Origin of the sequence: Kribbella sp. (genome assembly GCF_035655035.1) — a bacterium.
Taxonomy (GTDB): domain Bacteria; phylum Actinomycetota; class Actinomycetes; order Propionibacteriales; family Kribbellaceae; genus Kribbella.
On record NZ_DASRVN010000034.1, the window covers coordinates 11,594 to 33,716 of the forward strand.

Sequence of the window (22,123 nt, forward strand, 5' to 3'; positions counted from 1 at the left end):
GGTGCTCCTTCTACGGCTCGACGTATTCGGCATTGCGATCGACGGTCAAGTACGCATCCATCCCGATCGGACGCCGCCGCTCCTCGGCAAGCTGCCCGAGCAACCCGGCCGCCCGAGCCAGCAGCGCGAACCCCCGCAACAGCTCCACCGGCAACCCCAGGTCAGCCAGCGCCGCCCCACAAACCCCCGCACCGTTCAGAGGAAGTCGGCGCCCGAGCACCTGCTCGTGCATTCGCCCGACAGCCTGAAACAGCTTCAGATGCGGCCCTTCCAGTCCTTCGTCGCGCGCGATCCCGATCAGCACCGGCGTCCGGGGATCCTGCACCTTGTGCACCGGATGCCCCAGCCCCGGGATGAACCTTCCGTCGGCCTTTGACTGCTGGACAAGCCGCAAGGCAAGCGCATCCCAGGCCGCGTCGTCTGCTGGTAGCTCCTCCGGCAGGGCAGCGTGCAGGAATTGGCCGCAGTCCTCCGTGACGCCCAGGAAGCGCGAGCCGCCGCCGAGGAGGCCCGCGGCCAGGGCGCCTTGGAGGGAGTCGGGGGCCGAGAGGTAGGTGAGACGGGCGGCGATCGCCGTCGGGGTGAAGCCGTGGTCGGCGAGAGCCACCAGGACAGCTTCGAAGACACGGGTCTCGGACGGGGTCGGGCGGCGCATCGCGACCAGCCAGAAGGCGAGTTCGCCGAAGCCGACCTTGCCCATCAGATCCGCCGTCAGGTCCTGACCGAGCAGCCGGATCTCGTCGGCCGTCGACGTACCCAACGACGTCGGAAACCTCATTCCGTCAGCCACTTGCGTAGCTCACCTCCGTGTTCGTCGAGGGACGGCGGCGGCAGCCGGTACGACGCCGCGCTGTCCGAGAACGTGATCGGATGGCGGACCCCGGGGACGGCGCCGACCGTCACCACAGGGTCCAGCCCGATGTCCTCCGCGAACGCGACCCCGCCGGCCACCGTGTTGATCGGCCCGCACGGGACCCCGGCCGCGATGATGTCCCGGAACCACTCCGTACGGCTCCGCATCCGCAACCGCTCGACCAGCAACGGCCGCAGCTCCTCGCGGTTCGCCGTGCGCTGCTCGTTCCGGTCGAAGCGCGGGTCGTCGGCCAGCTCGGGTACGCCGAGCACCTCGACCAGCTTGCGGAACTGCCCGTTGTTCCCGGCGGTGATGATCAGCTCCCCATCCGCGCACGGCAGCGGCTCGTACGGGAACAGGCTCGGGTGGCTGTTCCCCATCCGCTCCGGTACGACGCCGCCCGCGACGTACGCGCTCGACTGGTTCACCAGCCCGGACAGCGCCGACGACAGCAGGTTCACCTCGACGTGCTGACCGCGTCCGCTCTCGGCCCGCAGGTGCAGCGCCGACAGTACGCCGATCGTCGCGTGCAGTCCTGCCATCACGTCGAACACCGAGATCCCGGCCCGGAACGGCTCCCCACCCGGATCGCCGGTCAGGCTCATCAGCCCGGAGATCGCCTGCACGATCAGGTCGTACCCCGGCAGCTCGGCGCCCCGCGGCCCGGACCCGAACCCGCTGATCGACGCGTAGACCAACTTCGGGTTGCCCTCGGCAACGGTCTCGTAGTCGAGCCCGAACCGCGCCAGCCCGCCCGGTTTGAAGTTCTCCACCAGTACGTCGGCCCGCCGCGCCAGCTCCCGCGCCGCCGCCAGGTCCGTGGCGTCCTTGAGGTCCAGCGCGATCGAGCGCTTGTTCCGGTTCACCGCGAGGTAGTACGTCGAGATGCCGTCCCGGACCGGCGGCTGCCAGGACCGGGTGTCGTCACCGGCGGGTGCCTCGACCTTGACCACGTCGGCGCCGAGATCGGCGAGCAGCATGGTCGCGTACGGCCCGGCGAGGATCCGCGAGAAGTCGGCCACCAGCAGCCCGGACAACGGTCCTTTCACACGACCTCCCGGGTTAACGGACATCTGTCCGCAATCAGTGTCAGCACCCGGAACAGCGCCTGTCAACCACTCGCCACCCAGGTCTTGACACCGTGCTGCGGTCAGCGCAGAGTCGGCTTCATCGCCCCGTTGACCGTCATACGGACGCCTGTCCGGCCAACTCTGGAGGGGACCTCATGAGCACTGCACCGATCGTCTTGCGGGGCGGCACGGTTCTGACCATGGACGACCGGCACACCGTCCTGCGGAATGCCGACGTTCTGATCGTCGACAATCTGATTGCCGACGTCGGTCCGAACCTCGGCGTCCCCGACGGCGCCCAGGTCGTCGACGCGTCCGGCGGCATCGTGATGCCCGGGATGATCGACACCCACCGGCACATGTGGCAGACCGCGATGCGCGCGTACGGCGCCGACTGGACGCTCACGCAGTACTTCGTCTGGTACTACCTCGAGCACGGCAAGACCTTCAGGCCCGAGGACGTGCACGCCGGCAACCTGACCTCCGCGTGGGAGTCGCTCGAAGCCGGCGTGACCACCACCGTCGACTGGTCGCACGGCCTGCAGACCGTCGAGCACGCCGAGGCCGCCGTGGACGCGCTGCGCGCCGTACCCGGCCGCTTCGTCCTTGCCTACGGCAACATCCAGGCAGGGCCCTGGGAGTGGACCGCGGACCCGGCCGTCCGGGCGTTTCTCGAACAGCTGCGCGACGACGGCAGGCTCGGCCTGCAGCTGGCGTTCGACGTCACCGGCGATCCGGAGTTCCCGGAGCGGGCCGCGTTCGAGGTCGCCCGCGAACTCGAACTGCCGGTCACCACGCACGCCGGGGTCTGGGGTGCGACCAACGACAACGGCATCAAGCTGATGCACGAGAACGAGTTCATGACGCCGCGGAACATCTACGTGCACTCCGCCACCCTGACCACCGACTCGTACCAGCGGATCGCCGCGACCGGTGGCTCGATCTCGGTGTCCACCGAGTCCGAACAGACCGCCGGCCAGGGCTACCCGCCGACCTGGCAGGTCCGCCGGCACAACATCGGGGTGTCGCTCTCGATGGACACCAGCGTGTGGTGGAGCGGCGACCTGTTCAGCGCGATGCGCAGCACGCTCGGCGCCGACCGCGCCCGCGAGCACCTGGAGGCACACCTCAAAGGCGCCACCGTGACGCACAGCCATCTGCGCGCCGAGCACGTCGTCGACTGGGCCACCCGCGGCGGCGCGAAGGCCCTCGGCCGCGACGACCTCGGCAGCCTGGAGGTGGGCAAGAAGGCCGACGTGATACTGATCAAGAACGACGCCTCCCCGGTCTCGTTCCCGCTGCTCAACCCGTACGGCCACGTCGCGTTCCAGGCGCAGCGCGGCGACGTCCACACGGTCATCGTCGACGGGCGCGTGGTGAAGCAGGACCACAAGCTGGTCGGTTGCGACCTGGCAGCCGTACGCCGGGAAGTCGAGGCGACCGTGGAGCACCTGCGGTCGGCGCTCGGCGAGGAGGCGTGGAAGAGCGGGATGAACCCGGAGCTGCCGAAGGCCGAGGTGCTGGACAACCCGTACCAGTACACGGACTACAAGTCCGGCTCGACCCGCGCGGCGCGTGGCACCATCTTCGGTGAACCGTAGGAACCGGCAGGAGGACAGATGGCAGGTCGTGGTGCGGGTCCGGATTTCGTCGAGTCGCTGGCGCGCGGGCTGGACGTGCTCGCCTGCTTCGACGCCGACCACCGCACGATGTCGCTGTCCGAGGTCGCGACCGCGGCGGGACTCGCCCGGCCGACCGCGCGCCGGCTGCTGCTGACACTGGAGGAGCTCGGCTTCGTCCGGACCGCCGGCGGCGCGTTCCAGCTCACGCCCAAGGTGCTCACGCTCGGAATGGCGTACGTCGGTTCGCTCGGCCTCTGGGACATCGCGCGGCCGCACCTCGAGGCACTGGTCGCCCGTACCGGCGAGTCGTCGTCGATGGCGCAGCTCGACGGCTCGGACATCGTGTATGTCGCCCGCGTGTCGGTGCCGAAGCTGATCGCGCTCCGGGTCGACATCGGCACCCGGTTCCCCGCCGTACAGACGTCGCAGGGGAAGGTGCTGCTCTCGGCGCTCTCCCCCGACGAGTTGGCCGACGTACTCGCGCAGCCGAGCCGCGCGGGTCTTCCGCCGTACATCGGGCGGACCGCCGAGCAGTTGCGCGACGAGCTGACGGAGATCCGGGCGCGCGGGTGGGCGCTCGCGGACGAGGAACTCGCGCCGGGAGTCCGGTCGGTCGCGGCGCCGGTCCGCGACGGGAACGGCACGGTCCGGGCCGCGATGAACGTGACGGTGCACGCCGCCGAAACCACGGTCGACACGCTGCTCCACGACCATCTTCCGTTGCTGCTGCGCACCGCAGGAGACGTGAGTGCCGAGTGGGCCCTCTGGCAGTCCCGCCCACACGTGGAACCCGGACAACGCGACCAGACAACTGCTTGACAACTCCTCACCGCCCTTCGGCCGGGCACCGGGAGAGGCTCAACACTCCCCACCGCCCTTCGGGCGGGCGCTGGGAGAGGCTCGACACTCCTCACCGCCCTTCGGGCGGGCGCTGGGAGAGGCTCAACACTCCTCACCGGCCTTCGGGCGGGTAGTGGGAGAGGATGGTGGGATGACGGTTCTCGACTCCCCCATCCCCAGGTTCCATCTCGCGATGCCGGTCGACGATCTGGACGCGGCGCGGCACTTCTACGGCAAGGTTCTCGGTCTCGAGCAAGGGCGCAGCTCCGAGACCTGGATCGACTGGAACCTGCGCGGCCACCAGTTCGTCACGCACCTCGCGCCCGAGCGCGCGCAGCGGATCCACAACCCCGTCGACGGGCACGACGTACCGGTGCCGCACTTCGGGCTGGTGCTGGCGGTCGACGAGTTCCAGAAGTTCGCGGAGCGGCTGCGGGCGGCGGGCACCGAGTTCGTGATCGAGCCGTACGTGCGGTTCCAGGGGCAGACCGGTGAGCAGTGGACGATGTTCTTCCTCGACCCGGCCGGGAACGCCCTGGAATTCAAGGCGTTCGCGGACGACTCGCAGGTGTTCGCGTCCTAAGGCGTGACCCAGCCGGTCAGGATCGTGATGCCCGAGCTCGTGGTGCATACCAAACGGTACGGTACGGTCGGCGGCGGGCCGAGGACGAAGAAGCCGAGTTCGTCGATGTCCGCGGTGACCAGCGTGCCGCCGTCGCCGCGGGCCGTCACCGAGCCGTCCTCGGGTGGGTCGAGTTGTCCGAGGACGGCGTCCGGGGTGAGCTCGAGCTCGACCGTCCACCCGTCGGAGGCGAAGGTCAGCGAGCGCAGCGCCGCGCTCTCGGAGCGGATCGCCAGCGCGGCCGGTGGTTCCTGCGCCGAGTCGTAGGTGAGCGCCGCCAGCTCGGCGTCGATCGTCCGCCAGGCGAATGCGGCCTTACCGGCCTCGACGAACGCCGCCGGTACGTCGTCCGCCGCGGCGAACGCCACCCGCAACGCCTCGATCAGTTTCTCGTCGTCGTTCCAGTCCGGGTCGCTCACGGTCCTCACCCCCTCGTTCCGTCGTCGGCCGCAAGCCCTGCCAGTGCGGGTGTGTGCCGGAGCCTGGTCAGGCAGCGTGCGCGGTTCGGCCCGATGCTGCCGATCGGCAGTTCCAGCCGCCGGCTGATCTCGTCGTACGGCGCCGGCGGGTCCTGCATGAGCAACGACAGCAGCAGCTGGCACCGGCGGGACAGCTCGCCGAACGCCGTCCGCAGGATCGCGCCACGCTCGTGCCGCAGTACCTCTTCCTCCGCGATCGCCTGCTCCGGTACGTCGGCGGACTCCGCGAGGTCGACCGGCTCGACGCGGCTGGTGGCGCGGATCAGCCGGAAGCACTCGCGCTGGGTCGTGGTCGCGATCCAGCCGGGTAATGCGGCCGGCTCACGGAGGCCGGGCAGATGCTCGACCAGCCGCAGCCACACGCTCTGCCCGACGTCGTCGATGTCGGACTGCGCCAGCCGGTACCGCCGGCAGATCGAGTAGACCAGCGGTGCGTACCGCTCGACCAGCTCGTCCCACGCGCGCTTCTCGCCGTCCCTGGCCCTGGCGACCAGGTCGACGACTGTCGGATCGTCCCGCATGCTGCTCCCCCTCTCCGCCGGATCGCTCGTCTCTTACTGGTACAGAGCGCTCCGGTCGACTACTGATACATCAAGCCCCGAGCGCAACGAACGATCTACCCGCTGCCTCCACAGCCGGATCTCCGCTGGTGGTCCGCCGGGCCGTCGCGAACGCTTTCGCGAACGACTGGCCGGCCCGCAGGTTGGCGTGGACGGCCAGCATCAGTGGAGCGGTCGCCGGGTCGTTCACCGGTACGACGCTCGCGAGGATGCCGGCCGCGCCGAGTGGGATCAGGCTGCTGCTCAACCCCAGCAGCTCGTCCGCGCCGACCGGCTTCGCGAGGCCGGAATCGCAACTGGACAAGACCATTCGGTACGGCGCCTTGCGTAGCCGCTCGAAGTCGTACACGGTCAACGGCCCGTCGTCGAGCCGCAGCGACGAGAACAGCGGGCTGTCCGCGCGGAACGTACCGTGCGCCGCGATGTGCGCGATCCACGCGCCGTCGAGGGCCCGCAGTACGTTGTCCGCGGTCGCCTCGCCGTCCGCGAGGACCGTCGCGTCCGGGTACTCCGCCGCCAGCCGCATCACCTCACCTCGCGCCGCCGGCAACCCCGGCCCGAGCACCAGCACCACCCGCCGCTCGACCGGCGCCCGCACCTCCCGCGCCCGCAACCACACGGCCGCCGAAGGCACCACATTCACCTCGTCCAGCACCAGCCCCCAAGGCAACGCCTGCAACCGCCCCGGCGGAACCACCACCACCGGCCGATCCCCCACCAACTCACGCACACTCCCCAATACCGCCTCCCCCAACCGCCTCCCCAACACCCCGAACGAGGGCCGCCCGCCTGCACCGTTTGGCGGGTGGGTGGTTGGGTGGGTGTGGGCGAGGCGGCGGAGGTGGAAGCGGGAGCGGTCTACCTCGAGGGCGGCCGCGGCGAGTGGGCCAACTTCGCGATGGGTGATTCGACCGTCGCGGACCACCAGGGCGTGGAGTACGCCGGCGACCTCGACCAGTTCGACCAGCACCGTCTCGCCCAAAGACTCCATCAGCTCGGCAACGTCAAACGGCTGAGGCGTCCCGTCCAACGACGCCCCCTGAGCGCGGAGGGTCCGATCCCGGACGGACTTCTCCAGCCGCCGGCGTTCCTTGTCCAGCAACGGATCCGGCGCCGCGTCCAACCGCCGTACGACGTCCCGCAACGCCGCGAGCTCTCCCGCCAACTGCTCGTCGTCCGACGGCCGTACCGGCGGAACACCCAGCGCCGTCGCCCGCCACCGCTCGGCCCACACCAGCAGCCGCCGCGGATCATCCCGCCGCAATGCATCCCGCAAGGCCAGCTCCGCCAGCTCGGCGCCCTGCCCGGTCGCCAACGCCCGCAGCTCGGTCGCGCCCATCGTCAGGCGATGCTCGTCCAACGCATCCAGCCCCCGACCGCACGCCGACAGCATCGACCGGACGTCTCCCCGCGCCTCGGCACGCAGCGCCTTCCCCAACCACGCCGCACTCCGCGCGATCGGCGGCGCGTCCTTGCTGTGCCGCCCCGCCAATTCCAGCTGCCGATCCGCAGCCACCGTCCGCCCGGCCGCCAACGCCAGCCGCCCGGCCAGTAGATGCGCGGCCGTCGCCTCCGACGCCCCGACCGTATCGAGCCGCCGCGCCACCGCAGTCACCCGCCGCAGCAACGACTCCCCGCGCTCACCCGCCTGGTACCGCGCCTCCAGCACCACCATCGACGACCGTACCGCCCACCACTCCCGCCGCTGCGCGGAGAACAACCGCCGCGCCCGCTCCGCCCGCTCCCGCGCCCCGGCCGGATCCCCCGCCGCCAGAGCGGCCGTCGCCGCCGCGAACAACAGCTCGCCGCGCTTGGTCGCCGTACCCACCCCGGCACCGATCACCTGATCCAGCTCGGCCAGCGCCTCCGCGCTCAACCCGGCCGCCAGCAGTACGCCGCACCGATCGATCGCCAGGTCCGGCCACGTCACCCCGACCGCCGCGAACCGCCGGCCCGCCTCGTCCAGGTACCGCAGCGCGGCCGGCAGATCCCCGCGCGCGTACGCGACCAGTCCCCGGTTCTGCCGGGCCTCGGCGTACTCGAACTCCTGACCGGTCGCGGCGTACAACTTCTCCGCGACCGCGAAATCCGCGTCCGCGCGCCTCGTACCGCCCAGCGCCAGCTGGATGAATCCGCGATAGTTCCGCGACCGCGCCTCCCAGACCTGGTCACCGGACCGCCGCAACCGGGTGATCGCCGCCCGCAGATCGTCGAGCGCCTCCCGATGCCGGCCGAGCACGAGCAGCACGTCGGCCCGCCGCAGCAGCACCCGCCCCGTCAACGCACCGCGGCTGAGGTCCACCGCCCGGTCCAGCCGCGCCAGCCCTTCGCGGCCGCGCCCTGCCCGGCCGAGCGTCGCGCCCAACGTGGCAAGGACATCCGCCTCCCGCTCTGACCGCCCGGACTGCTCCGCGAGGCGCAAGGCGGTCCGCAGTTGCCGGACTGCAGTCGGCACCTCACCGAGCTGCCGCAGCCCGATCCCCCACGCCTGATGCGCGATCGACGCGGCGACCGCGGGCGGCCCGCCGGCCAGCACGGTCCGCGCCGCCGCGATCGCGTCGTGCGGACGCGACAACGCCAGCGGCAGCAGATTCTCCACCGCCGCGGCACTCCCCCCGGCCACCGGCATTCTGAAATGATACGGCCGCAGATTGATCCAGGGGAGGAATGGAAAAATGGTGGATCAAACGAATGAGCGAAAGTACGTGGCCCAGCTCGAATTGATTCTGGCGGCGTACGGCAAAGAGGTCGAAATCTTCCCGGAAGACTGGGAAAAACGACCCGAGGGGGCCGATTACCTGTATCGCACCGGGGTGGTGCTGGTCCGCGACGCGGACGTCCAGCGGGTGATCGAACTGTTCCGCGGCGGCCAGCCGGCCGAGGGCGGGATCGGCGGCGTCACCCGGCTGCTGCTGCCGGGTGAGGTACCACCGGACGCACCGGAGGATCGTTCGTACACCCAACGATTCCTGCGGTACGCCGACCTGCGCCTCGGGCGCGGCGTGGTGACGCCGGAACACCTGTTCTACGTGTGCCCGAGCGTCAGTCCGTGTCCGGCCACCGAACCCGAGCAGGTACCGCCCGGCAGCCCGCCGGACCCGGTACTGCCGACGCCGTTCCTGTCCGCGGGTGCCGCGGACGGTCGCGGCGTGAAGGTCGTCGTCCTCGACGTCGGCTGGTCCGACGCGCCCGCGGCGTACTGGCTGGGCGGGGTGACCGGCGACCCGGAGAACGCGTTCGACGGCTCCGGGCGGATCCGGCCGTACGCGGGCCACGGCACGTTCATCGCCGGTGTCCTTCGGGCGGTCGCGCGCAACGCGGAGGTCGTCGTGAAGAGCTACTTCACCACGGCCGGCGCGATGTGGGAGTTCGACCTCGCGCAGGCGCTGGACGAAGTACTGGACCTGGCACCGGACATCATCAGCCTGTCGGCCGGGACACGTACGCGCTTCAACCTGCCGCCGCTCGGGCTGGACGTGTTCGTCGAGACCCGGCTGAACCGGATCAACGGGCTGGCGCTGGTCGCCGCCGCGGGCAACGAGTCGACCCGGGACTACTTCTGGCCGGCCGCGTTCCCGGAGACGGTCGGCGTCGGCGCGCTCGCGGTCAACGGGCGGGACCGTGCGTCGTTCAGCAACTTCGGCGGCTGGGTCGACGTGTACGCGCCCGGCGAGGATCTGGTGAACGCATTCCTCACCGGCGAGTACCAGTGCACGGAGCCACCGCACACCGGCGAGCTGCGCACCTTCGAGGGCATGGCCCGCTGGAGCGGTACGTCGTTCGCGACTCCGCTCGTCGCCGGCCTGATCGCCGGCCGGATGTCGGTCACCGGCGAGTCGGCGAAGCAGGCTGCCGACGCGCTGCTCGCCTTCGCCCGCACCCAACCCGAGCCGGGCACCGGCCCGGTCCTGCGCGCCGGCGACGCACTCGCCTAGGTGGTGTCCGGAGCCCCGCGGTAGGCGGGGAATCGCCAGACGCGCTGACGCGGTGCGGATTGCCGGCCTGACCGCCCGGGACCCGCACCGCGTCAGCCTCCCCCTCTACGCAGCCCTGCGCCGCTCTCCCCCCTGCAACGGCCCGAGGGCGTCCCCCCATTGCTGCGGAGTCGCCCTCAGGGCCGATTGATACACCCGATCGACCGGAAAGTTTTCACCGAGCGGTCGGCGCCGGATGCTCACAGAGGAACGGCGCCCGGTGGACGCTGGAGTGGTACGCGTACTGCTTGCCGTCGACCTCGAGGATCGTCCGGTTCCCCTGCACCAGCATCTGGGTGTAGCGCATCCCCGGCTCCGGGCAGCCGAGACTGCCGTCCGGCCAGGTCACCTCGTCGGAGCTGACCACCTTCACCGCGCCGGCGTCCACCCCCAGCCGCTTCACCAGATCGGCCTTGGCCAGCTCGGCCGGACCGCCACCCGGGCTTGCGGATCCGGAACTGCTACTCGTGCTCGGCGTCATGGACGGTTGTCCTCCAGTCGTCGATTCGTTGCCGCACGCAACCAGCAGTGCGGCCATCGCTGCCACGGTCAGCACCCTGCGCATCACGATCACCTCTCACAGTAGACGCCGCCCGGTGACCGTTCGTTGCAGCGCGCCAACTGAGAGTTTGCTGAGAGTCGTTCACCTGGAGTTTGCCGTCTGGCAGCCGGAACTTGGAAGGATCCAGCTCTCGGGAACCGCCATTCCAAGGAGCAGCAGCATGTCTGTCGATCGTCGTTCCGTCCTCCGCGGTGCCGCCGCCGGCGCGGCCGGAGTCGGGTTCACCACCGTCGGCGCGGTGCCGACGCTCGCCGAGGCCACGCCCGCGTCGCACCCGGGCCGCGCGCCGTTCCCGCAGCACCGGCCCTTCCCGCCGCTGCTCGACGACCCGAAGGGCATCCTCGCGCTGCCGGCCGGGTTCAAGTACAAGATCGTCACGCAGGCCGGCGAGACCAAGCTGAAGAGCGGTCACCCGACACCGACCCTGCACGACGGTACGGCGGTGTTCTCCGCCGGCCACGGGCGCTACCAGCTGATCCAGAACCACGAGATCGGCGGCAACAACGCGCTCGGCGTACCGCAGATCGAGGGCACCGTCTACGACAGCGGCGTCGGCGCGGCCGGAGGCTGCACGGTGATCGACGTCGACAAGGACGGCAAGAACCTCGGCGAATGGGTCGGCATCTCCGGCACGCTGACGAACTGCGCCGGCGGCCCCACCCCGTGGGGCACCTGGATGACCTGCGAGGAGACCGAGAACAAGGCCAACGGCACCACCCGGCTGAAGGACCACGGGTACGTGTTCGAGGTCTGGGGCGACGGCAAGACCGCGCACCCGGTACCGCTGAAGGCACTCGGCCGGTACGCCCACGAGGCGCTCGCGATCGACGAGGACCGGACCCACGTCTACCTGTCCGAGGACGCCTCCGGCCCGAACGGGACCTTCTACCGCTGGTCCGCGCCGCGCGGTTACAAGCTCGGCCCGCGCAGCTGGCAGGACCTGCAGAACAAGGACTTCGGCACCCTCGAGGCGCTCGCCATCCTCGGCGACGACGGCAAGCCGATCCCGGACGTCGCGTACCTGACCTCCGCGCAGCTGCTCCGCCCGTTCCGGGTCAAGTGGGTGCCGGTGCCGGACCGCGACGGCGCGACCACGTCGGTCCGCAAGCAGTTCACCGACGGCCAGATCACCCGCGGGAAGAAGTTCGAGGGCGTCTTCGGCACCGAGCAGGGCGTGTACGTGGTGAACTCGTACGCCGAATCCGGTACGTCGGACCTGCCCGCCGACGCGGTCCCGCACGACGGCATGGTCTGGTTCTACAACTACGGCACCGAGACGATCCAGCTGGTCACGTACTTCCCGGACAACGCCGCCGCGGACAAGGGCGCCGACGCGAAGTACGACGACTACAACTTCGACGGCCCGGACAACGTCACCGTGACGCCGTGGGGCTCGCTGGTCCTGGCCGAGGACGGCAACGCCAGCAGCCACGTACTGAGCGCGACGCCGGGCGGACCGACGTACGCCATCGCCCGGAACCAGCTGAACGAATCCGAGTTCACCGGCCCGTCGTTCTCCGCCGACGGCAAGGTGCTGTTCGTCAACATCCAGACGCCGGGCATCACGCTCGCGATCACCGGCCCGTGGCGCGACTACCTCGGCTGAGCGCCCGCAGCAAACCGGCCGGACGCTCGTCCGGGCCGTTGCGTACTTCGCTCATCAGATAGGAGAAGGCGGTCTCGCGGCTCGGCCACGCGCCGTGCCGCGAGCCGCCGGCTCCGGCGTGCCCGAACGCGTCGGCGTCGTCGCCCATCCGGCCGTCACCGGTCTGCAGCTCGAACCCGGCGCCGTACCGCATCTCGCTCCCCCAGGCCGGCTCGATCCCGCGCCGGATCTGCCGGCGCCCGAGCTCGACGGTCTCGCGCGTGAGAACGCCGTCGGGGTCGAGCAGGGACGCATAGAACTTGGCCATCCCGCGGGCCGTCGCGTAGCCGCCGACCGCCGCCAGTCCGGCGCTCCGGTACCCGGCGCTGTTCCAGATCTTCTCCGCGCCCGGGACCCACAAGGGGTTCGACCCCTCCACCAGTACCCCGTCCGGCGCCGTCATCGTCGCCACCCGCGAGTGCAGTTCCGCGGGCAGCCCGATCCACGCCTCGAGCTCGAGCGGCGCGGCGAACTCGTCCGCGAAGAACCGCCCGACGGTCCGGCCGTCCACCCGCCGTACAAGCTCGTCCAGCAACCAGCCCCAGGTGATCGCGTGATACACGAACCCGGCGCGTGGATCCGGTGCCTGTGCGGCGAGGTGTGCGGCCATCGCGTCGTGGTCGAGCAGGTCGGCGTACCCGGCCTCGACGCCCGGCAACCGCGCCTGATGCGACAGCACCTCCGCGACCGTCGTCGATTCCTTGCCCTGGGCACCGAACTCGGGCCAGTACCGGCTGAGCGGATCGTCCAGCTGTAGCCGCCCGCGCTGCACGAGCAGCAGGACGCATGCCGCGGTCAGCCCCTTCGTCCCGGAGAACATCAGGTGGATCGTGTCGCGGTCCGCCGTACCGCCCCACAGGTCGACCACCAGTTCACCGCGGTGGTACGCCGCGAACGCCGCGCCCGGCTCGCCGTACTCGGTGAAGTTCCGCTCGAACGCCTCGGCCGTCTGTTCCCACATGGTTCACCATGGTACCGATCGTTCTTATCTTGGTCCAGGTCGGTAGGGTGGGCATCGTGGAGGTGATCACCCGATGCCGGTGAAGGCTGGGGAACGACTGGATCCGGAGGCGACCCGCGCGCGGATCCTGAAGGCGGCGGCGGAGGTGTTCGGCCGGCGCGGGATCCACGCGGCCGGGATCAACGAGATCGTCGAGGCGGCCGGCGCGTCCAAGCTGACGATCTACAAGAACTTCGGCTCCAAGGAGGGCCTGGTCGAGGCGGTACTGACCGACCGTACCCAGCGGGTCCGCGCCTGGCACCACGAGGCCGTCGAGTCCGCGGCCCCCGGCCGCGCGCAGGTCCTCGCGGTCTTCGACCTGATCGCGACCTGGTACGCCGAACCCCGGTACCGCGGCTGCGCGATGATGAACGCGGCCACCGAGGACCGCGGCCACGACGGCGCGCCGCGACGTCTCGCGCAGGACCATCTCCGGTTCTACCGGGACCTCTTCGAGCGGCTGCTCGCCGGCGCGCGCGATCCGGAGGCGACCGCGCGGCAGCTCGTCGTCGTACTGGAAGGCGCGACGCTGATCAGCGCGATCGACCAGGACCCCGGGCTCGGCGCGGAGGCCCGGGTCATCGTGGAGCTGCTGCTCGACGCGGCATTCTGAGCAGTACGACGACACAGGCGAGCCCGGCCCCCGCCGCCACCAGAAACGCCGCCGGGAACCCGGCCCGCTCGGCGATCAACCCACCGAGCGGCCCCGCGAGCATGACGCCGAGGTCCCAGAACGACGTCATCACCCCCATCGAGACGCCCGGCCTGCCCCGCACCCGGTCCAGCGTCATCGAGACGCACGCCGGGTAGATCAACGCCATCCCGAACCCGGCGAACGCCGTACCGGCCATCGCCACCACCGACCGGTCCGCGAGCGCGATCGTGACCAGCGCGACGATCTCCACCGCCACCGTGACGACCGCAACCACCCGTCCGCCGTACCGATCCACCAACGGACTCCCCGCGAACCGCACGACGAGAAAGGCGCCCGCAAACACGCTCAAGGCGAAGCCGTCTCCCCCGAGACGCCCGTCCCGCAACCGCAACACGAGCAACGCGGCCACCGTCCCGTAACAGTAGGCCCCCAACCCAATAATTGCCCCCGGCAACGGGACCCCGACCGGCACGAGCCCCCGAACACCCCCGATCCGCCCCAACGGCTCCCGCCGTACCGGCCTGGTAGTCAGCACCAACCCCGCCGACACCACACAAAGGCCCACCACCACCCACCAAACCACCCACTCCCCACCGCCCCCACCCAGCACTCCGCCAGGCGCTCCGGCCCCACCGCCAGCGGGACGGGTGAGCAGTGCCGCGATCACCGGCCCACCCGCCAAACCACCCCACATCGACAAGCCGAACCACCCGGCCAGCCGCCCGCGCTGCGCCATCCGCGCACCGGAGAGCACCCACGGCAACGCACCCGAGAACAGCGCCGCCTCCCCCGCCCCCATCACCAACCGGGCACCCAGCAACACCACCAGATCCGGCGCCAACAGTTGCCCCAGGCCCCCAATCGCCGCCAGCACTCCCCCGGTGACCACCACCGGCCGCGACCACCCCGCATCCGCCAGCCACCCCGCGAACGGCCGCCCGCAGGCCGTCGCCAGAAACGCGATCCCCACCGCCGTCCCACTGGCCGCCGCCCCACCCCCGAACCGCTCCGGCACCGCGGCCGGCAACACCTGCAACGTCGCCCCGAACGCCAGATACCCAGCCAACACCGCCACCCACAACCGCCGCACCGGAACCGTCATGCTCGGATAGTACCGATCGGTACCATCTTGGCGACACCCGGCCCGGTTTCCGGAACATTTTCGGCACCAGCTGACGATTAAGCTCCGGAAAGGGCGTTGTCCACAGGGGTGGGAGCGGGCGGCGGGCGGATCCGGCATGCTGGCGTGGGTGGAGTGGTGGTGGACGCGGCGTCTGCGCGAGAGCGGTCTGGAGGCGCTGATCGACGACCAGGACCAGATCGTGTCCCGGGCCCAGCTCCTCGCGGCGGGCTGGTCGGACGCACAGATCCGGAAGCCGCTGCGCAACAAGCGCTGGCGGACCGTCCATCCAGGCGTGTACGTCGCCCACACCGGGCAGATCGGGTACCCCGAGCGGTTGCTGGCGGCATTGCTGTACGCCGGACCTGAGGCGGCGTGGAGTCACTACAGCGCCGCCGAGCAGTTGGGGCTGCTACGGCCGGATCCCGAGCGGCAGGTCTACGTGACGATCCCCGAGTACCGGAAGGTCCTCGCGCAGCCGGGGCTGGTGATCCGGCGGGACGAGTACTGGGCGGCGCGGCTCGCCGGCGTCGCACCGCCGCGGCGTACCCCGGCACACGCCGTACTGGACGTCGTCGGTATCGCGCCATCGCTGGACAAGGCAGCCGCAGTGATCGCCGAAGCATGCCAGAGCGGGCGGGTCGGGGCGGAGGACCTGCTCGATGCGCTCGCGGAGCGCCGGCGGTTGCGGCATCGCGGCAGCCTCCGGCCGATCATCGCCGATGTGGTTGCCGGATCGCATTCGCTGCTGGAACTCCGGTACCTGCGTGACGTCGAGCGCCGGCACGGACTGCCGCGCGGGCAACGGCAACGCTCGGTGGACGGTACGTTCACCGACGTCCACTACGGCGTGCTGAACGTCGAGCTCGACGGACGGCTCCACCTGATACCGCACCAGCGGTGGCGGGACCTCGACCGGGACAACCGCGCGACCCTGCGCTCCGAGTCGACCCTGCGCTACGGGTGGTTCGACGTCACGAATCGGCCGTGCGAGGCAGCGGTACAGGTCCTCCAGGTACTCCGCCGTACGAACCCGTCCCTCACGGCCCGCCCCTGCTCGCCGACCTGCCCGGTGCGGTCTTTCCGGAACATTTCTGCCGGATAGTACAAGTAATGTTCCGGAAACCACCGCCGGACGGCGATCAGCCGGCGGAGGCGCCTCCGGAGCGAGCGCCCCCACCCGGCACGAGCATGCCGTCGGGGGCGAGGGTGCCGTCGGGGGCGAGGGTGCCGTTGGGGGTTATGTGGGCGAGGATCTGGTCGACCAGGGCGATGACGTGGGGGTCGTCGACGGTGTAGATGTGGTGCCGGCCGTGGCGGTGGACCGTGATCAGGCCGGCGAGGCGGAGCTTGCCGAGGTGCTGGCTGGCGGTTGCCACGCTCACCCCGGCGCGCTCCGCCAGCGTGCCCACGTCGTACTCGCCCTGGATCGCGAGCCAGACCAGATGCAGCCGAACCGGCGGCGACAGCAGCCCGAAGGTCCGCCCCGCGGCAACAAGCTGACGCCGGGTCGGCCCCCCTGCCCGCCCGGACACCCCCACCCCGACCGTCCCCACCGCCGCCATAGGCCCCGCCGTGGGCACCCCGGTTGGCCCCACGGTGGGCCCCACGGTTGGCACCACGGCAGGCACGGTCGGCCCGGGAAGCGCCGCCGCGGATTGCGGGGGTTTGGGTGGTGGGGTCGTGGGGGTGGGCATTTCAGTAGATGTTGGACGGGCGGACCATGCCCTCGGCCAGGTCGCCGAAGCCGGGGGCCGGGATGGCGCCGGGGTTGCCGAGGATCTCCTCGACCACGGCGGTCTCGGTGGTGATGAGCAGCGCCGCGATCGACGCCGCGCTCTCGAGTGCGGCGCGCGTCACCTTGAGCGGATCCATCACCCCCTGGTCGAACAGGTCGTCGTACTGTCCGGTGAGCGCGTTGAACCCGTGTCCCAGCGGGAGATCGGACACCTTCTTCACGACCTCGTCGCCGTCGTACCCGGCGTTGATCGCGATCCACCGCAGCGGCTCGGGCAGTGCCCGCCGGACGACCTCGCGGCCGATCGCGTCATCGCCGGTGAGCTCGACGCGAGAGACCGCCTCCTGCGCCTGGACGAGCGCCGTACCGCCGCCGGCGACGACCCCCTCCTCGACCGCGGCCCGGGTGGCGGCGAGCGAGTCCTCGACCCGCAGCATCCGTTCCTTCAGCTCGACGCTCGTGGCCCCGCCGACCCGGATCACCGCGACCCGCCCGGACAGCCGCGCCATCCGCAGCTGCAAACTGTCGCGGTCGGCGTCGATCCGGGCCCGCTCGAACTGGGTCTCGAGCTGCGACAGCCGCGCCTCCACCAGGGCCGGGTCACCGTGCCCGCCGACGATCGTCGTACTGCTCTCGGAGACCGTGATCCGGTCACACGTACCGAGGTGCTCGAGCGCGACCTCGGCCAGCTCGAGCCCGGTGTCGGCCGCGATCACGTGCCCGCCGAGCGCGACCGCGAGGTCCTCGAGCTCGGCGATCCGCCGGTGCCCGAACCCGGGCGCCCGGACGACGACCGTCTGCATCGTCCCGTGCATGTTGCCGCCGACCAGGAACTGCAGCGCCGGTCCGGTGACGTCCTCGGCGAGTACCACCAGCGGCCGGTCCGCGCGCTTGGCGACCTCGACGGTCGGCATGATGTCCTGCACCTGGTTGATCTTCCGGTTGGTGAGCAGGATCACCGGGCGCTCGTGGACCGCCTCCATCCGCTCCTTGTCGGTGACCATGTACGCCGACGTATACCCGTGGTCGAACTCGATCCCGTCGACGACCTCCACCGACAGCCCGAGCCCGTCGGACTCCTCCGTACTGACGATGCCGTTCCGCCCGACCCGCTCGACCGCCTCGGCGATCACCTCGCCGATCGACTCGTCGTCACCGGCCGCCATCGTCGCGATGTTCCGCAGGTCCTGGCCGCCGCCGACGTCCGCGGCCCACGAGCGCAGCGTCGCCACCACCACCGGTACGGTCTGCTCGATGCCTCGCCGTACCCGCATCGGGTTCGCGCCGGCATCGACCGCACGGAGGCCCTCGCGGACCATCGCCTGCGCGAGCACGGTCGCGGTCGTCGTACCGTCGCCGACGACCCCGTTGGTCTTCATCGCGACTTCCTTGACGAGCTGGGCGCCCATGTTCGCGAACGGCTCGCGCAGCTGGATCTCGCGGGCGATGGTCACCCCGTCGTTCGTGATCGTGGGCGGCCCGGTCAGCTTCTCCAGGACGGCGTTGCGCCCCTTCGGCCCCAGCGTCACCTTGACGGCGTCGGCGAGGGCGTTCACCCCGGACTCGAGCAACCGGCGCGCATCTTCGTTGAACCGCAGTTCCTTGGCCATGATTCAGACCGCCTCTCGGGTCACGGGATGAGGATCGCCCGGCCGCGGACCAGCCCGCGGCCGAGGTCGTCGATCGCCTGCTGGTAATCGGCGAGCGGGTACTTGCTGGTGTGCAGGGTGACCTTGCCCTGGGCGGCGAGCACCATCAGCTCCTGCAGGTCGGTGTAGGAGCCGACCAGGTTCCCGACGAAGTTGATCTCGGTCGAGATGATGTCGATCGTCGGCACGTCGAGGTTCTCGCCGTACCCGACCACGTAGTAGTTGCCGGCCCGGCGCAACATCGCCACGCCCTCCGCGGTGGCGCCGCCCTCGCCGACGAAGTCGATCACCGCCTGGGCGCCGCCGGTAAGGTCCAGGACCTGTCGCACCTGGGTGCCGTCGGCAACGATTCCGTGATCGGCGCCGATCGCGACCGCGAGTTCGACGGCGGCCGGGTTGCGGTCGACCACGACGAGCGTCGCGGCCGAGATCGCCTTCAGCACCTGGATGCCGATGTGCCCGAGGCCGCCGGCCCCGATCATCACGCACACGTCCCCCGGCCGGAGCAGCGCCGCCGCCTTCCGGACCGCGTGGTACGCCGTGAGTCCCGCATCCGCGAGCGCCGCGACGTCGGCCGGCTCCAGGCTGTCGTCGATCCGCACCACGCTGCGGGCCGTCGTCCGCAGGTACTCGGCGTACCCGCCGTCGGTGTCGATGCCCGGGAACTGGCTGTTCTCGCAGTGCACGTCCTCGCCGAACCGGCACGCGCGGCACAGCCCGCAGGTGATCAACGGGTGCAGGATCACCTTGTCACCGGGTTTCACGTTGGTGACCGCGTCGCCGGTCGCCTGCACCCAGCCGGCGTTCTCGTGCCCGATCGTGTACGGCAGCGCGACGCCGGACTTCTCCGCCCACTGCCCTTCGAGGATATGCAGGTCGGTCCGGCACACTCCGGCACCGCCGACGCGGACGATCACGTCGAGCGGCCCCTCGATCTTCGGCTCCGGTACGTCGGCCAGCTTCAGGTCGGTGTGGTATCCGACCACTTGTACCGCTCTCATGGTGTACTCCCATACCTTGTGGCCAGCAGGCCCCGACAGAAGTGCGCGTTGCCCTCCATCGAGATCCGCACCGACTTCGCGAACCGCAGCCGGAGCGGGACGTCGTCCGCGGCCAGCCGCTCGCCGTTCTCGTCCACGACCACCGGATCGCCCGGCTCGACGCCGAGACCGATCGCCACTCGCCGCCGAAGCAAGGCCTCCTTGTGCGGCCCTTCCGGCAGATCGGCGATCGTGACCAGATGCAGATTGTCAACAATCAGATCGCTGACCTTCAGCAGCTCCGCGGCGCACCGTTCCATCGCTGCCGTGTGCGCCTTCTCCCGGAAGATCCGCCGGAGGTCGTCCAGGCTCTCCTCCGCCTCGACTCCGAAGGTCCCGACGTACCCGGCGTCCGCCGCCAGGCCGGCGTTGATCTTGTCGGAGTCGTGGTGGTCGTCGAGCTGTACAACGACCCGGCGCAGACCGTCCACCCGGCGCAGGGCGTCGACCGCGTCGGACGCCATCAGGTAGGCGAAGTTCGGCGAGCAGAACGACGTCGGCAACCGCAGGTGCACGGTCACGTTCCCGTCCTCGATCCGGACCGAGCGGACGAAACCGAGATCGGTGATCGGCTCGTCCAGCTCGGGATCGGTCACCGCCGACAAGGCCACGAGGACCTTGTCGGACAGCGACGCCGTCGCGACGGCGATCATGGCCGCGCGCCCGCCGCGACCTCGGCCGGCGCGTCCCCGGCGTCCGTCGGCAGCCGCAGCTCGGCAGGTACGTCGAGGTCGTACAACGCGGCGGCGTTCAGGCCGAGGATCTTCTTCTTCTGCGCGGTCGTGATCGGCGCGTACTCGGGCAGGTCGTCCGGGATCTGGAAGTCGACGAACTTCTCCACCAGCCACTTCGGCGTCCACAACGCGTAGTCGCTGGCGAACAGGATCTTGTCCTCGCCGAGCCAGTACAGCAGTTCGCCGATGATCTGCGCGAAGTACTTCGGCCGCGCGTGCACGAACGGCATCGCGACCGCGAGCCCGCCGTACACGTTGGACTCCTGGGTGGCGATCCAGCAGAAGTCCTCGAGCCGGGGCAGGCCGACGTGTTCGACGACGAAGTTCAGGTCGAGGTAGTCGGTGGCGACCTTGTCGATGTCCGCGACGTCGAACGCGTCCCGGTCCAGCGGCCGGATCGTGGGGCCCTTGTGCACGTGGATGTTCTTGATCCCGAGCTTCAGGCACTCCTCCAGGTACCGGCGCGACCACGGCTCGTCGAGCTTGTAGCCGCGCGAGTCCCCGTGCCACTCGGCGGTGTAGAGCTTCACGCCCTTGAGGTTCATCCGCTCGGCGTCCCGGCGTAGTTGCTCGAGGCCCGCTTCGCCGTTGCGCGGGTCGTAGGCGTGGTTGTAGGTGAGTTTGCCCGGGTGTTCCTTGGTCAGCCCGAACGCGTCCTCGGTCTGGCCGAACCCGGTCTTGTAGAAGTCGCTCAGCAACGTGGCCTGGAAGATCGCGTGGTCGGCGTACCCGTCCTCGAACACGTCCTTCATCAGCCGATCGGCGCCGTAGTACGTGTAGGTGTCGTAGTCCCACACGAGCTCTTCGGGGCTCAGATTGCGGTGGTAGTCGTAGAAGCAGTCGATGAACTGCTTGCCGTGCACGTTCTTCTGGTTCGACTCCCGGCCGTCCCAGAGATGTACGTGCGCGTCGACCACGTAGTACTTCTCGCCGTTCTTCTCGTACATGGGAGTCTCCTAGTGGGCGGTCAGGTCGAAGCCGATGTACTCCGCGGCGTCCTCGGGGCTGGCGAACAGCAGGGTCCGCTCGTCCAGGTGCACCATCCGGCCGTAGTGCGTCGAGCTGATCTCCTCGAACACCGAGCCGTCGAAGTCCGACCCGAGCGCGTCGCTCAGCTCGGCGTAGTCGAAGTCCAGTACGCCGGTGCCGTCGACGCGGATCATCGACGGGTACTCGGTCAGCTCGACGCCGTCCTTGCCGCCCATCACGTCCGCGACCACGCGGCCGACCGGCGTGTTCATCAGGGTCACGCCGCACTTGTTGGAGAACTCGGTCTGGGATCCGAACTGCATCGCGGTCACTGGTCCAGCTCCTTCGGGGTGTCGAGCCCGAGCTCGGTGAGCAACGAGCGGAACTTCTGCTTGGCCGCGTCGAAGCTCGACGCGAAGGTCACGGCCTTGTCGGCCGGCTGCGACCAGATCGGCTGCAGCGCGTGCGCCGCGTCCAGGCACCGCGGCACCCAGGTCGCGAGCCACTCGCCGAACAGCACCTTGTTGGTCTCGCCGTACTCGTCGTCCCTGGTCAGCAGCCGGAACAGGTTGCGCGAGTAGGCCAGGTCGCGGTCGTAGTCGTGTTCGCCGGTGCCCACGACGGTCGGCGTGATGTAGTCGCCGTTGCGGGCCGCGATCTGCATCACCAGTTCGCTGCGGAACAACGAGCCGACGAGCTGCTCGAACACGATGTTCGTCGCGAACAGCAACTCGCACCAGTCACCGACCGCGGTCAGCTCCTCGACCACCTGCCGGGTCGGTTGCCACTCCGGTGCCGACTGCCAGACCTCCTTGTGCGCCGATCCGTCGAAGGGTACTTCGGCGTCACTCAGATCCAGGTTGAACAGCGCGAGGTCCTGGGCGAACCGCATCTTGTGTGCCGCGTTCACGGCGACCGCGGTGTTGATCATGTTCGTCGGGCCGGAGCGCTGGATGCTGGTGAAGACGTGCAGCGCGAGCCCGTTCTCGGC

General features: G+C 70.2%; 22 protein-coding genes. 7 read left to right on the forward strand and 15 right to left on the reverse strand.

The features are described 5' to 3' along the window. Positions 1–10 precede the first annotated feature (10 nt). Together VFF46_RS02315 and VFF46_RS02320 are read right to left on the reverse strand one after the other, a co-directional pair. Positions 11–790, reverse strand: a complete 780-nt coding sequence (locus tag VFF46_RS02315) for a citryl-CoA lyase (RefSeq protein WP_325035304.1) — start codon at positions 788–790, stop codon at positions 11–13. Then, positions 775–1,902, reverse strand: coding sequence for a CoA transferase (locus VFF46_RS02320; protein WP_325035305.1), 1,128 nt, complete (start codon positions 1,900–1,902; stop codon positions 775–777). Before VFF46_RS02320 ends, VFF46_RS02315 begins: the two co-directional genes overlap by 16 nt. 176 nt (positions 1,903–2,078) lie before the next feature. Between VFF46_RS02320 and VFF46_RS02325 the strand changes: the two genes are divergently transcribed. From VFF46_RS02325 to VFF46_RS02335, 3 genes are all read left to right on the forward strand, one after another. Further along, a complete protein-coding gene (locus VFF46_RS02325; protein ID WP_325035306.1) occupies positions 2,079–3,524 on the forward strand; it encodes an amidohydrolase family protein in 1,446 nt (481 codons plus the stop codon). A gap of 18 nt (positions 3,525–3,542) precedes the next feature. Then, on the forward strand, positions 3,543–4,364 hold the full coding sequence (locus VFF46_RS02330; protein WP_325035307.1) for an IclR family transcriptional regulator domain-containing protein: 822 nt from the start codon (positions 3,543–3,545) through the stop codon (positions 4,362–4,364). 172 nt (positions 4,365–4,536) lie between these two features. Further along, positions 4,537–4,968 carry a VOC family protein gene (locus tag VFF46_RS02335; RefSeq protein WP_325035308.1) on the forward strand — a complete coding sequence of 144 codons (432 nt, stop codon included), beginning with the start codon at positions 4,537–4,539 and terminating at the stop codon, positions 4,966–4,968. Here the strand turns inward: VFF46_RS02335 and VFF46_RS02340 are convergent. From VFF46_RS02340 to VFF46_RS02350, 3 genes are all read right to left on the reverse strand, one after another. Next, positions 4,965–5,426 carry a hypothetical protein gene (locus VFF46_RS02340; RefSeq protein WP_325035309.1) on the reverse strand — a complete coding sequence of 154 codons (462 nt, stop codon included), beginning with the start codon at positions 5,424–5,426 and terminating at the stop codon, positions 4,965–4,967. The genes VFF46_RS02335 and VFF46_RS02340 overlap by 4 nt on opposite strands. Before the next feature lie 5 nt (positions 5,427–5,431). Then, positions 5,432–6,007, reverse strand: coding sequence for a sigma-70 family RNA polymerase sigma factor (locus VFF46_RS02345; RefSeq protein WP_325035310.1), 576 nt, complete (start codon positions 6,005–6,007; stop codon positions 5,432–5,434). Between the two features lie 70 nt (positions 6,008–6,077). Next, a complete protein-coding gene (locus VFF46_RS02350; RefSeq protein WP_325035311.1) occupies positions 6,078–8,675 on the reverse strand; it encodes a CHAT domain-containing tetratricopeptide repeat protein in 2,598 nt (865 codons plus the stop codon). 76 nt (positions 8,676–8,751) lie between these two features. On the opposite strand from VFF46_RS02350, the gene VFF46_RS02355 reads away from it, so the two are divergent. Further along, positions 8,752–9,981: a S8 family peptidase gene (locus VFF46_RS02355; protein WP_325035312.1), complete on the forward strand. Its 1,230-nt coding sequence runs from the start codon at positions 8,752–8,754 to the stop codon at positions 9,979–9,981. A 214-nt stretch (positions 9,982–10,195) separates the two neighbouring features. On the opposite strand, the gene VFF46_RS02360 is transcribed toward VFF46_RS02355, so the two are convergent. Beyond that, positions 10,196–10,585 carry a hypothetical protein gene (locus tag VFF46_RS02360; RefSeq protein ID WP_325035313.1) on the reverse strand — a complete coding sequence of 130 codons (390 nt, stop codon included), beginning with the start codon at positions 10,583–10,585 and terminating at the stop codon, positions 10,196–10,198. 157 nt (positions 10,586–10,742) lie between these two features. Between VFF46_RS02360 and VFF46_RS02365 the strand changes: the two genes are divergently transcribed. Beyond that, a complete protein-coding gene (locus VFF46_RS02365) occupies positions 10,743–12,188 on the forward strand; it encodes an alkaline phosphatase PhoX (RefSeq protein ID WP_325035314.1) in 1,446 nt (481 codons plus the stop codon). Here the strand turns inward: VFF46_RS02365 and VFF46_RS02370 are convergent. After that, positions 12,157–13,188, reverse strand: coding sequence for a serine hydrolase domain-containing protein (locus VFF46_RS02370; RefSeq protein ID WP_325035315.1), 1,032 nt, complete (start codon positions 13,186–13,188; stop codon positions 12,157–12,159). The two genes, VFF46_RS02365 and VFF46_RS02370, sit on opposite strands and share 32 nt — an antisense overlap. Positions 13,189–13,261: 73 nt before the next feature. Here VFF46_RS02370 and VFF46_RS02375 point away from each other — a divergent pair, with 73 nt between their 5' ends. Further along, positions 13,262–13,840 (forward strand): TetR/AcrR family transcriptional regulator, encoded by a 579-nt coding sequence (locus VFF46_RS02375; RefSeq protein ID WP_325035316.1) that lies wholly within the window; start codon positions 13,262–13,264, stop codon positions 13,838–13,840. On the opposite strand, the gene VFF46_RS02380 is transcribed toward VFF46_RS02375, so the two are convergent. Next, positions 13,806–14,984 carry an MFS transporter gene (locus VFF46_RS02380; protein WP_325035317.1) on the reverse strand — a complete coding sequence of 393 codons (1,179 nt, stop codon included), beginning with the start codon at positions 14,982–14,984 and terminating at the stop codon, positions 13,806–13,808. The genes VFF46_RS02375 and VFF46_RS02380 overlap by 35 nt on opposite strands. Positions 14,985–15,120: 136 nt before the next feature. Here VFF46_RS02380 and VFF46_RS02385 point away from each other — a divergent pair, with 136 nt between their 5' ends. After that, positions 15,121–16,107 (forward strand): hypothetical protein, encoded by a 987-nt coding sequence (locus tag VFF46_RS02385; RefSeq protein ID WP_325035318.1) that lies wholly within the window; start codon positions 15,121–15,123, stop codon positions 16,105–16,107. Positions 16,108–16,144: 37 nt separating this feature from the next. Here VFF46_RS02385 and VFF46_RS02390 read toward each other — a convergent pair whose 3' ends face one another. The 7 genes from VFF46_RS02390 to VFF46_RS02420 form a co-directional block, all read right to left on the reverse strand. Beyond that, positions 16,145–16,567: a metalloregulator ArsR/SmtB family transcription factor gene (locus VFF46_RS02390; RefSeq protein WP_325035319.1), complete on the reverse strand. Its 423-nt coding sequence runs from the start codon at positions 16,565–16,567 to the stop codon at positions 16,145–16,147. Between the two features lie 133 nt (positions 16,568–16,700). Further along, positions 16,701–18,350 (reverse strand): chaperonin GroEL, encoded by a 1,650-nt coding sequence (gene groL / locus VFF46_RS02395; protein ID WP_325035320.1) that lies wholly within the window; start codon positions 18,348–18,350, stop codon positions 16,701–16,703. A gap of 20 nt (positions 18,351–18,370) precedes the next feature. Next, entirely contained in the window at positions 18,371–19,390 is a 1,020-nt protein-coding gene (locus VFF46_RS02400) for an NAD(P)-dependent alcohol dehydrogenase (RefSeq protein ID WP_325035321.1), read from the reverse strand. Beyond that, positions 19,387–20,082 carry an iron-sulfur cluster assembly protein gene (locus VFF46_RS02405; RefSeq protein ID WP_325035322.1) on the reverse strand — a complete coding sequence of 232 codons (696 nt, stop codon included), beginning with the start codon at positions 20,080–20,082 and terminating at the stop codon, positions 19,387–19,389. The genes VFF46_RS02400 and VFF46_RS02405 overlap by 4 nt, the downstream gene beginning before the upstream one ends. Continuing rightward, positions 20,079–21,110, reverse strand: coding sequence for an amidohydrolase family protein (locus VFF46_RS02410; protein ID WP_325035323.1), 1,032 nt, complete (start codon positions 21,108–21,110; stop codon positions 20,079–20,081). Before VFF46_RS02410 ends, VFF46_RS02405 begins: the two co-directional genes overlap by 4 nt. 9 nt (positions 21,111–21,119) lie before the next feature. After that, on the reverse strand, positions 21,120–21,455 hold the full coding sequence (gene mimD / locus VFF46_RS02415; protein WP_325035325.1) for a propane 2-monooxygenase effector subunit MimD: 336 nt from the start codon (positions 21,453–21,455) through the stop codon (positions 21,120–21,122). Positions 21,456–21,460: 5 nt separating this feature from the next. Next, positions 21,461–22,123, reverse strand: a 663-nt coding sequence (locus tag VFF46_RS02420) for a hypothetical protein (protein WP_325035324.1), incomplete at its 5' end; no start/stop codon positions are given.

Bases quoted from the DNA above. Each gene is read 5' to 3' on its own strand.
- VFF46_RS02325 (WP_325035306.1), top strand. From the start codon at position 2,079: ATGAGCACTGCACCGATCGTCTTGCGGGGCGGCACGGTTCTGACCATG.
- VFF46_RS02330 (WP_325035307.1), top strand. From the start codon at position 3,543: ATGGCAGGTCGTGGTGCGGGTCCGGATTTCGTCGAGTCGCTGGCGCGC.
- VFF46_RS02335 (WP_325035308.1), top strand. From the start codon at position 4,537: ATGACGGTTCTCGACTCCCCCATCCCCAGGTTCCATCTCGCGATGCCG.
- VFF46_RS02345 (WP_325035310.1), bottom strand. From the start codon at position 6,007: ATGCGGGACGATCCGACAGTCGTCGACCTGGTCGCCAGGGCCAGGGAC.
- VFF46_RS02350 (WP_325035311.1), bottom strand. From the start codon at position 8,675: ATGCCGGTGGCCGGGGGGAGTGCCGCGGCGGTGGAGAATCTGCTGCCG.
- VFF46_RS02360 (WP_325035313.1), bottom strand. From the start codon at position 10,585: ATGCGCAGGGTGCTGACCGTGGCAGCGATGGCCGCACTGCTGGTTGCG.
- VFF46_RS02365 (WP_325035314.1), top strand. From the start codon at position 10,743: ATGTCTGTCGATCGTCGTTCCGTCCTCCGCGGTGCCGCCGCCGGCGCG.
- VFF46_RS02370 (WP_325035315.1), bottom strand. From the start codon at position 13,188: ATGTGGGAACAGACGGCCGAGGCGTTCGAGCGGAACTTCACCGAGTAC.
- VFF46_RS02375 (WP_325035316.1), top strand. From the start codon at position 13,262: ATGCCGGTGAAGGCTGGGGAACGACTGGATCCGGAGGCGACCCGCGCG.
- VFF46_RS02380 (WP_325035317.1), bottom strand. From the start codon at position 14,984: ATGACGGTTCCGGTGCGGCGGTTGTGGGTGGCGGTGTTGGCTGGGTAT.
- VFF46_RS02385 (WP_325035318.1), top strand. From the start codon at position 15,121: ATGCTGGCGTGGGTGGAGTGGTGGTGGACGCGGCGTCTGCGCGAGAGC.
- VFF46_RS02390 (WP_325035319.1), bottom strand. From the start codon at position 16,567: ATGGCGGCGGTGGGGACGGTCGGGGTGGGGGTGTCCGGGCGGGCAGGG.
- groL (WP_325035320.1), bottom strand. From the start codon at position 18,350: ATGGCCAAGGAACTGCGGTTCAACGAAGATGCGCGCCGGTTGCTCGAG.
- VFF46_RS02400 (WP_325035321.1), bottom strand. From the start codon at position 19,390: ATGAGAGCGGTACAAGTGGTCGGATACCACACCGACCTGAAGCTGGCC.
- VFF46_RS02405 (WP_325035322.1), bottom strand. From the start codon at position 20,082: ATGATCGCCGTCGCGACGGCGTCGCTGTCCGACAAGGTCCTCGTGGCC.
- VFF46_RS02410 (WP_325035323.1), bottom strand. From the start codon at position 21,110: ATGTACGAGAAGAACGGCGAGAAGTACTACGTGGTCGACGCGCACGTA.
- mimD (WP_325035325.1), bottom strand. From the start codon at position 21,455: ATGCAGTTCGGATCCCAGACCGAGTTCTCCAACAAGTGCGGCGTGACC.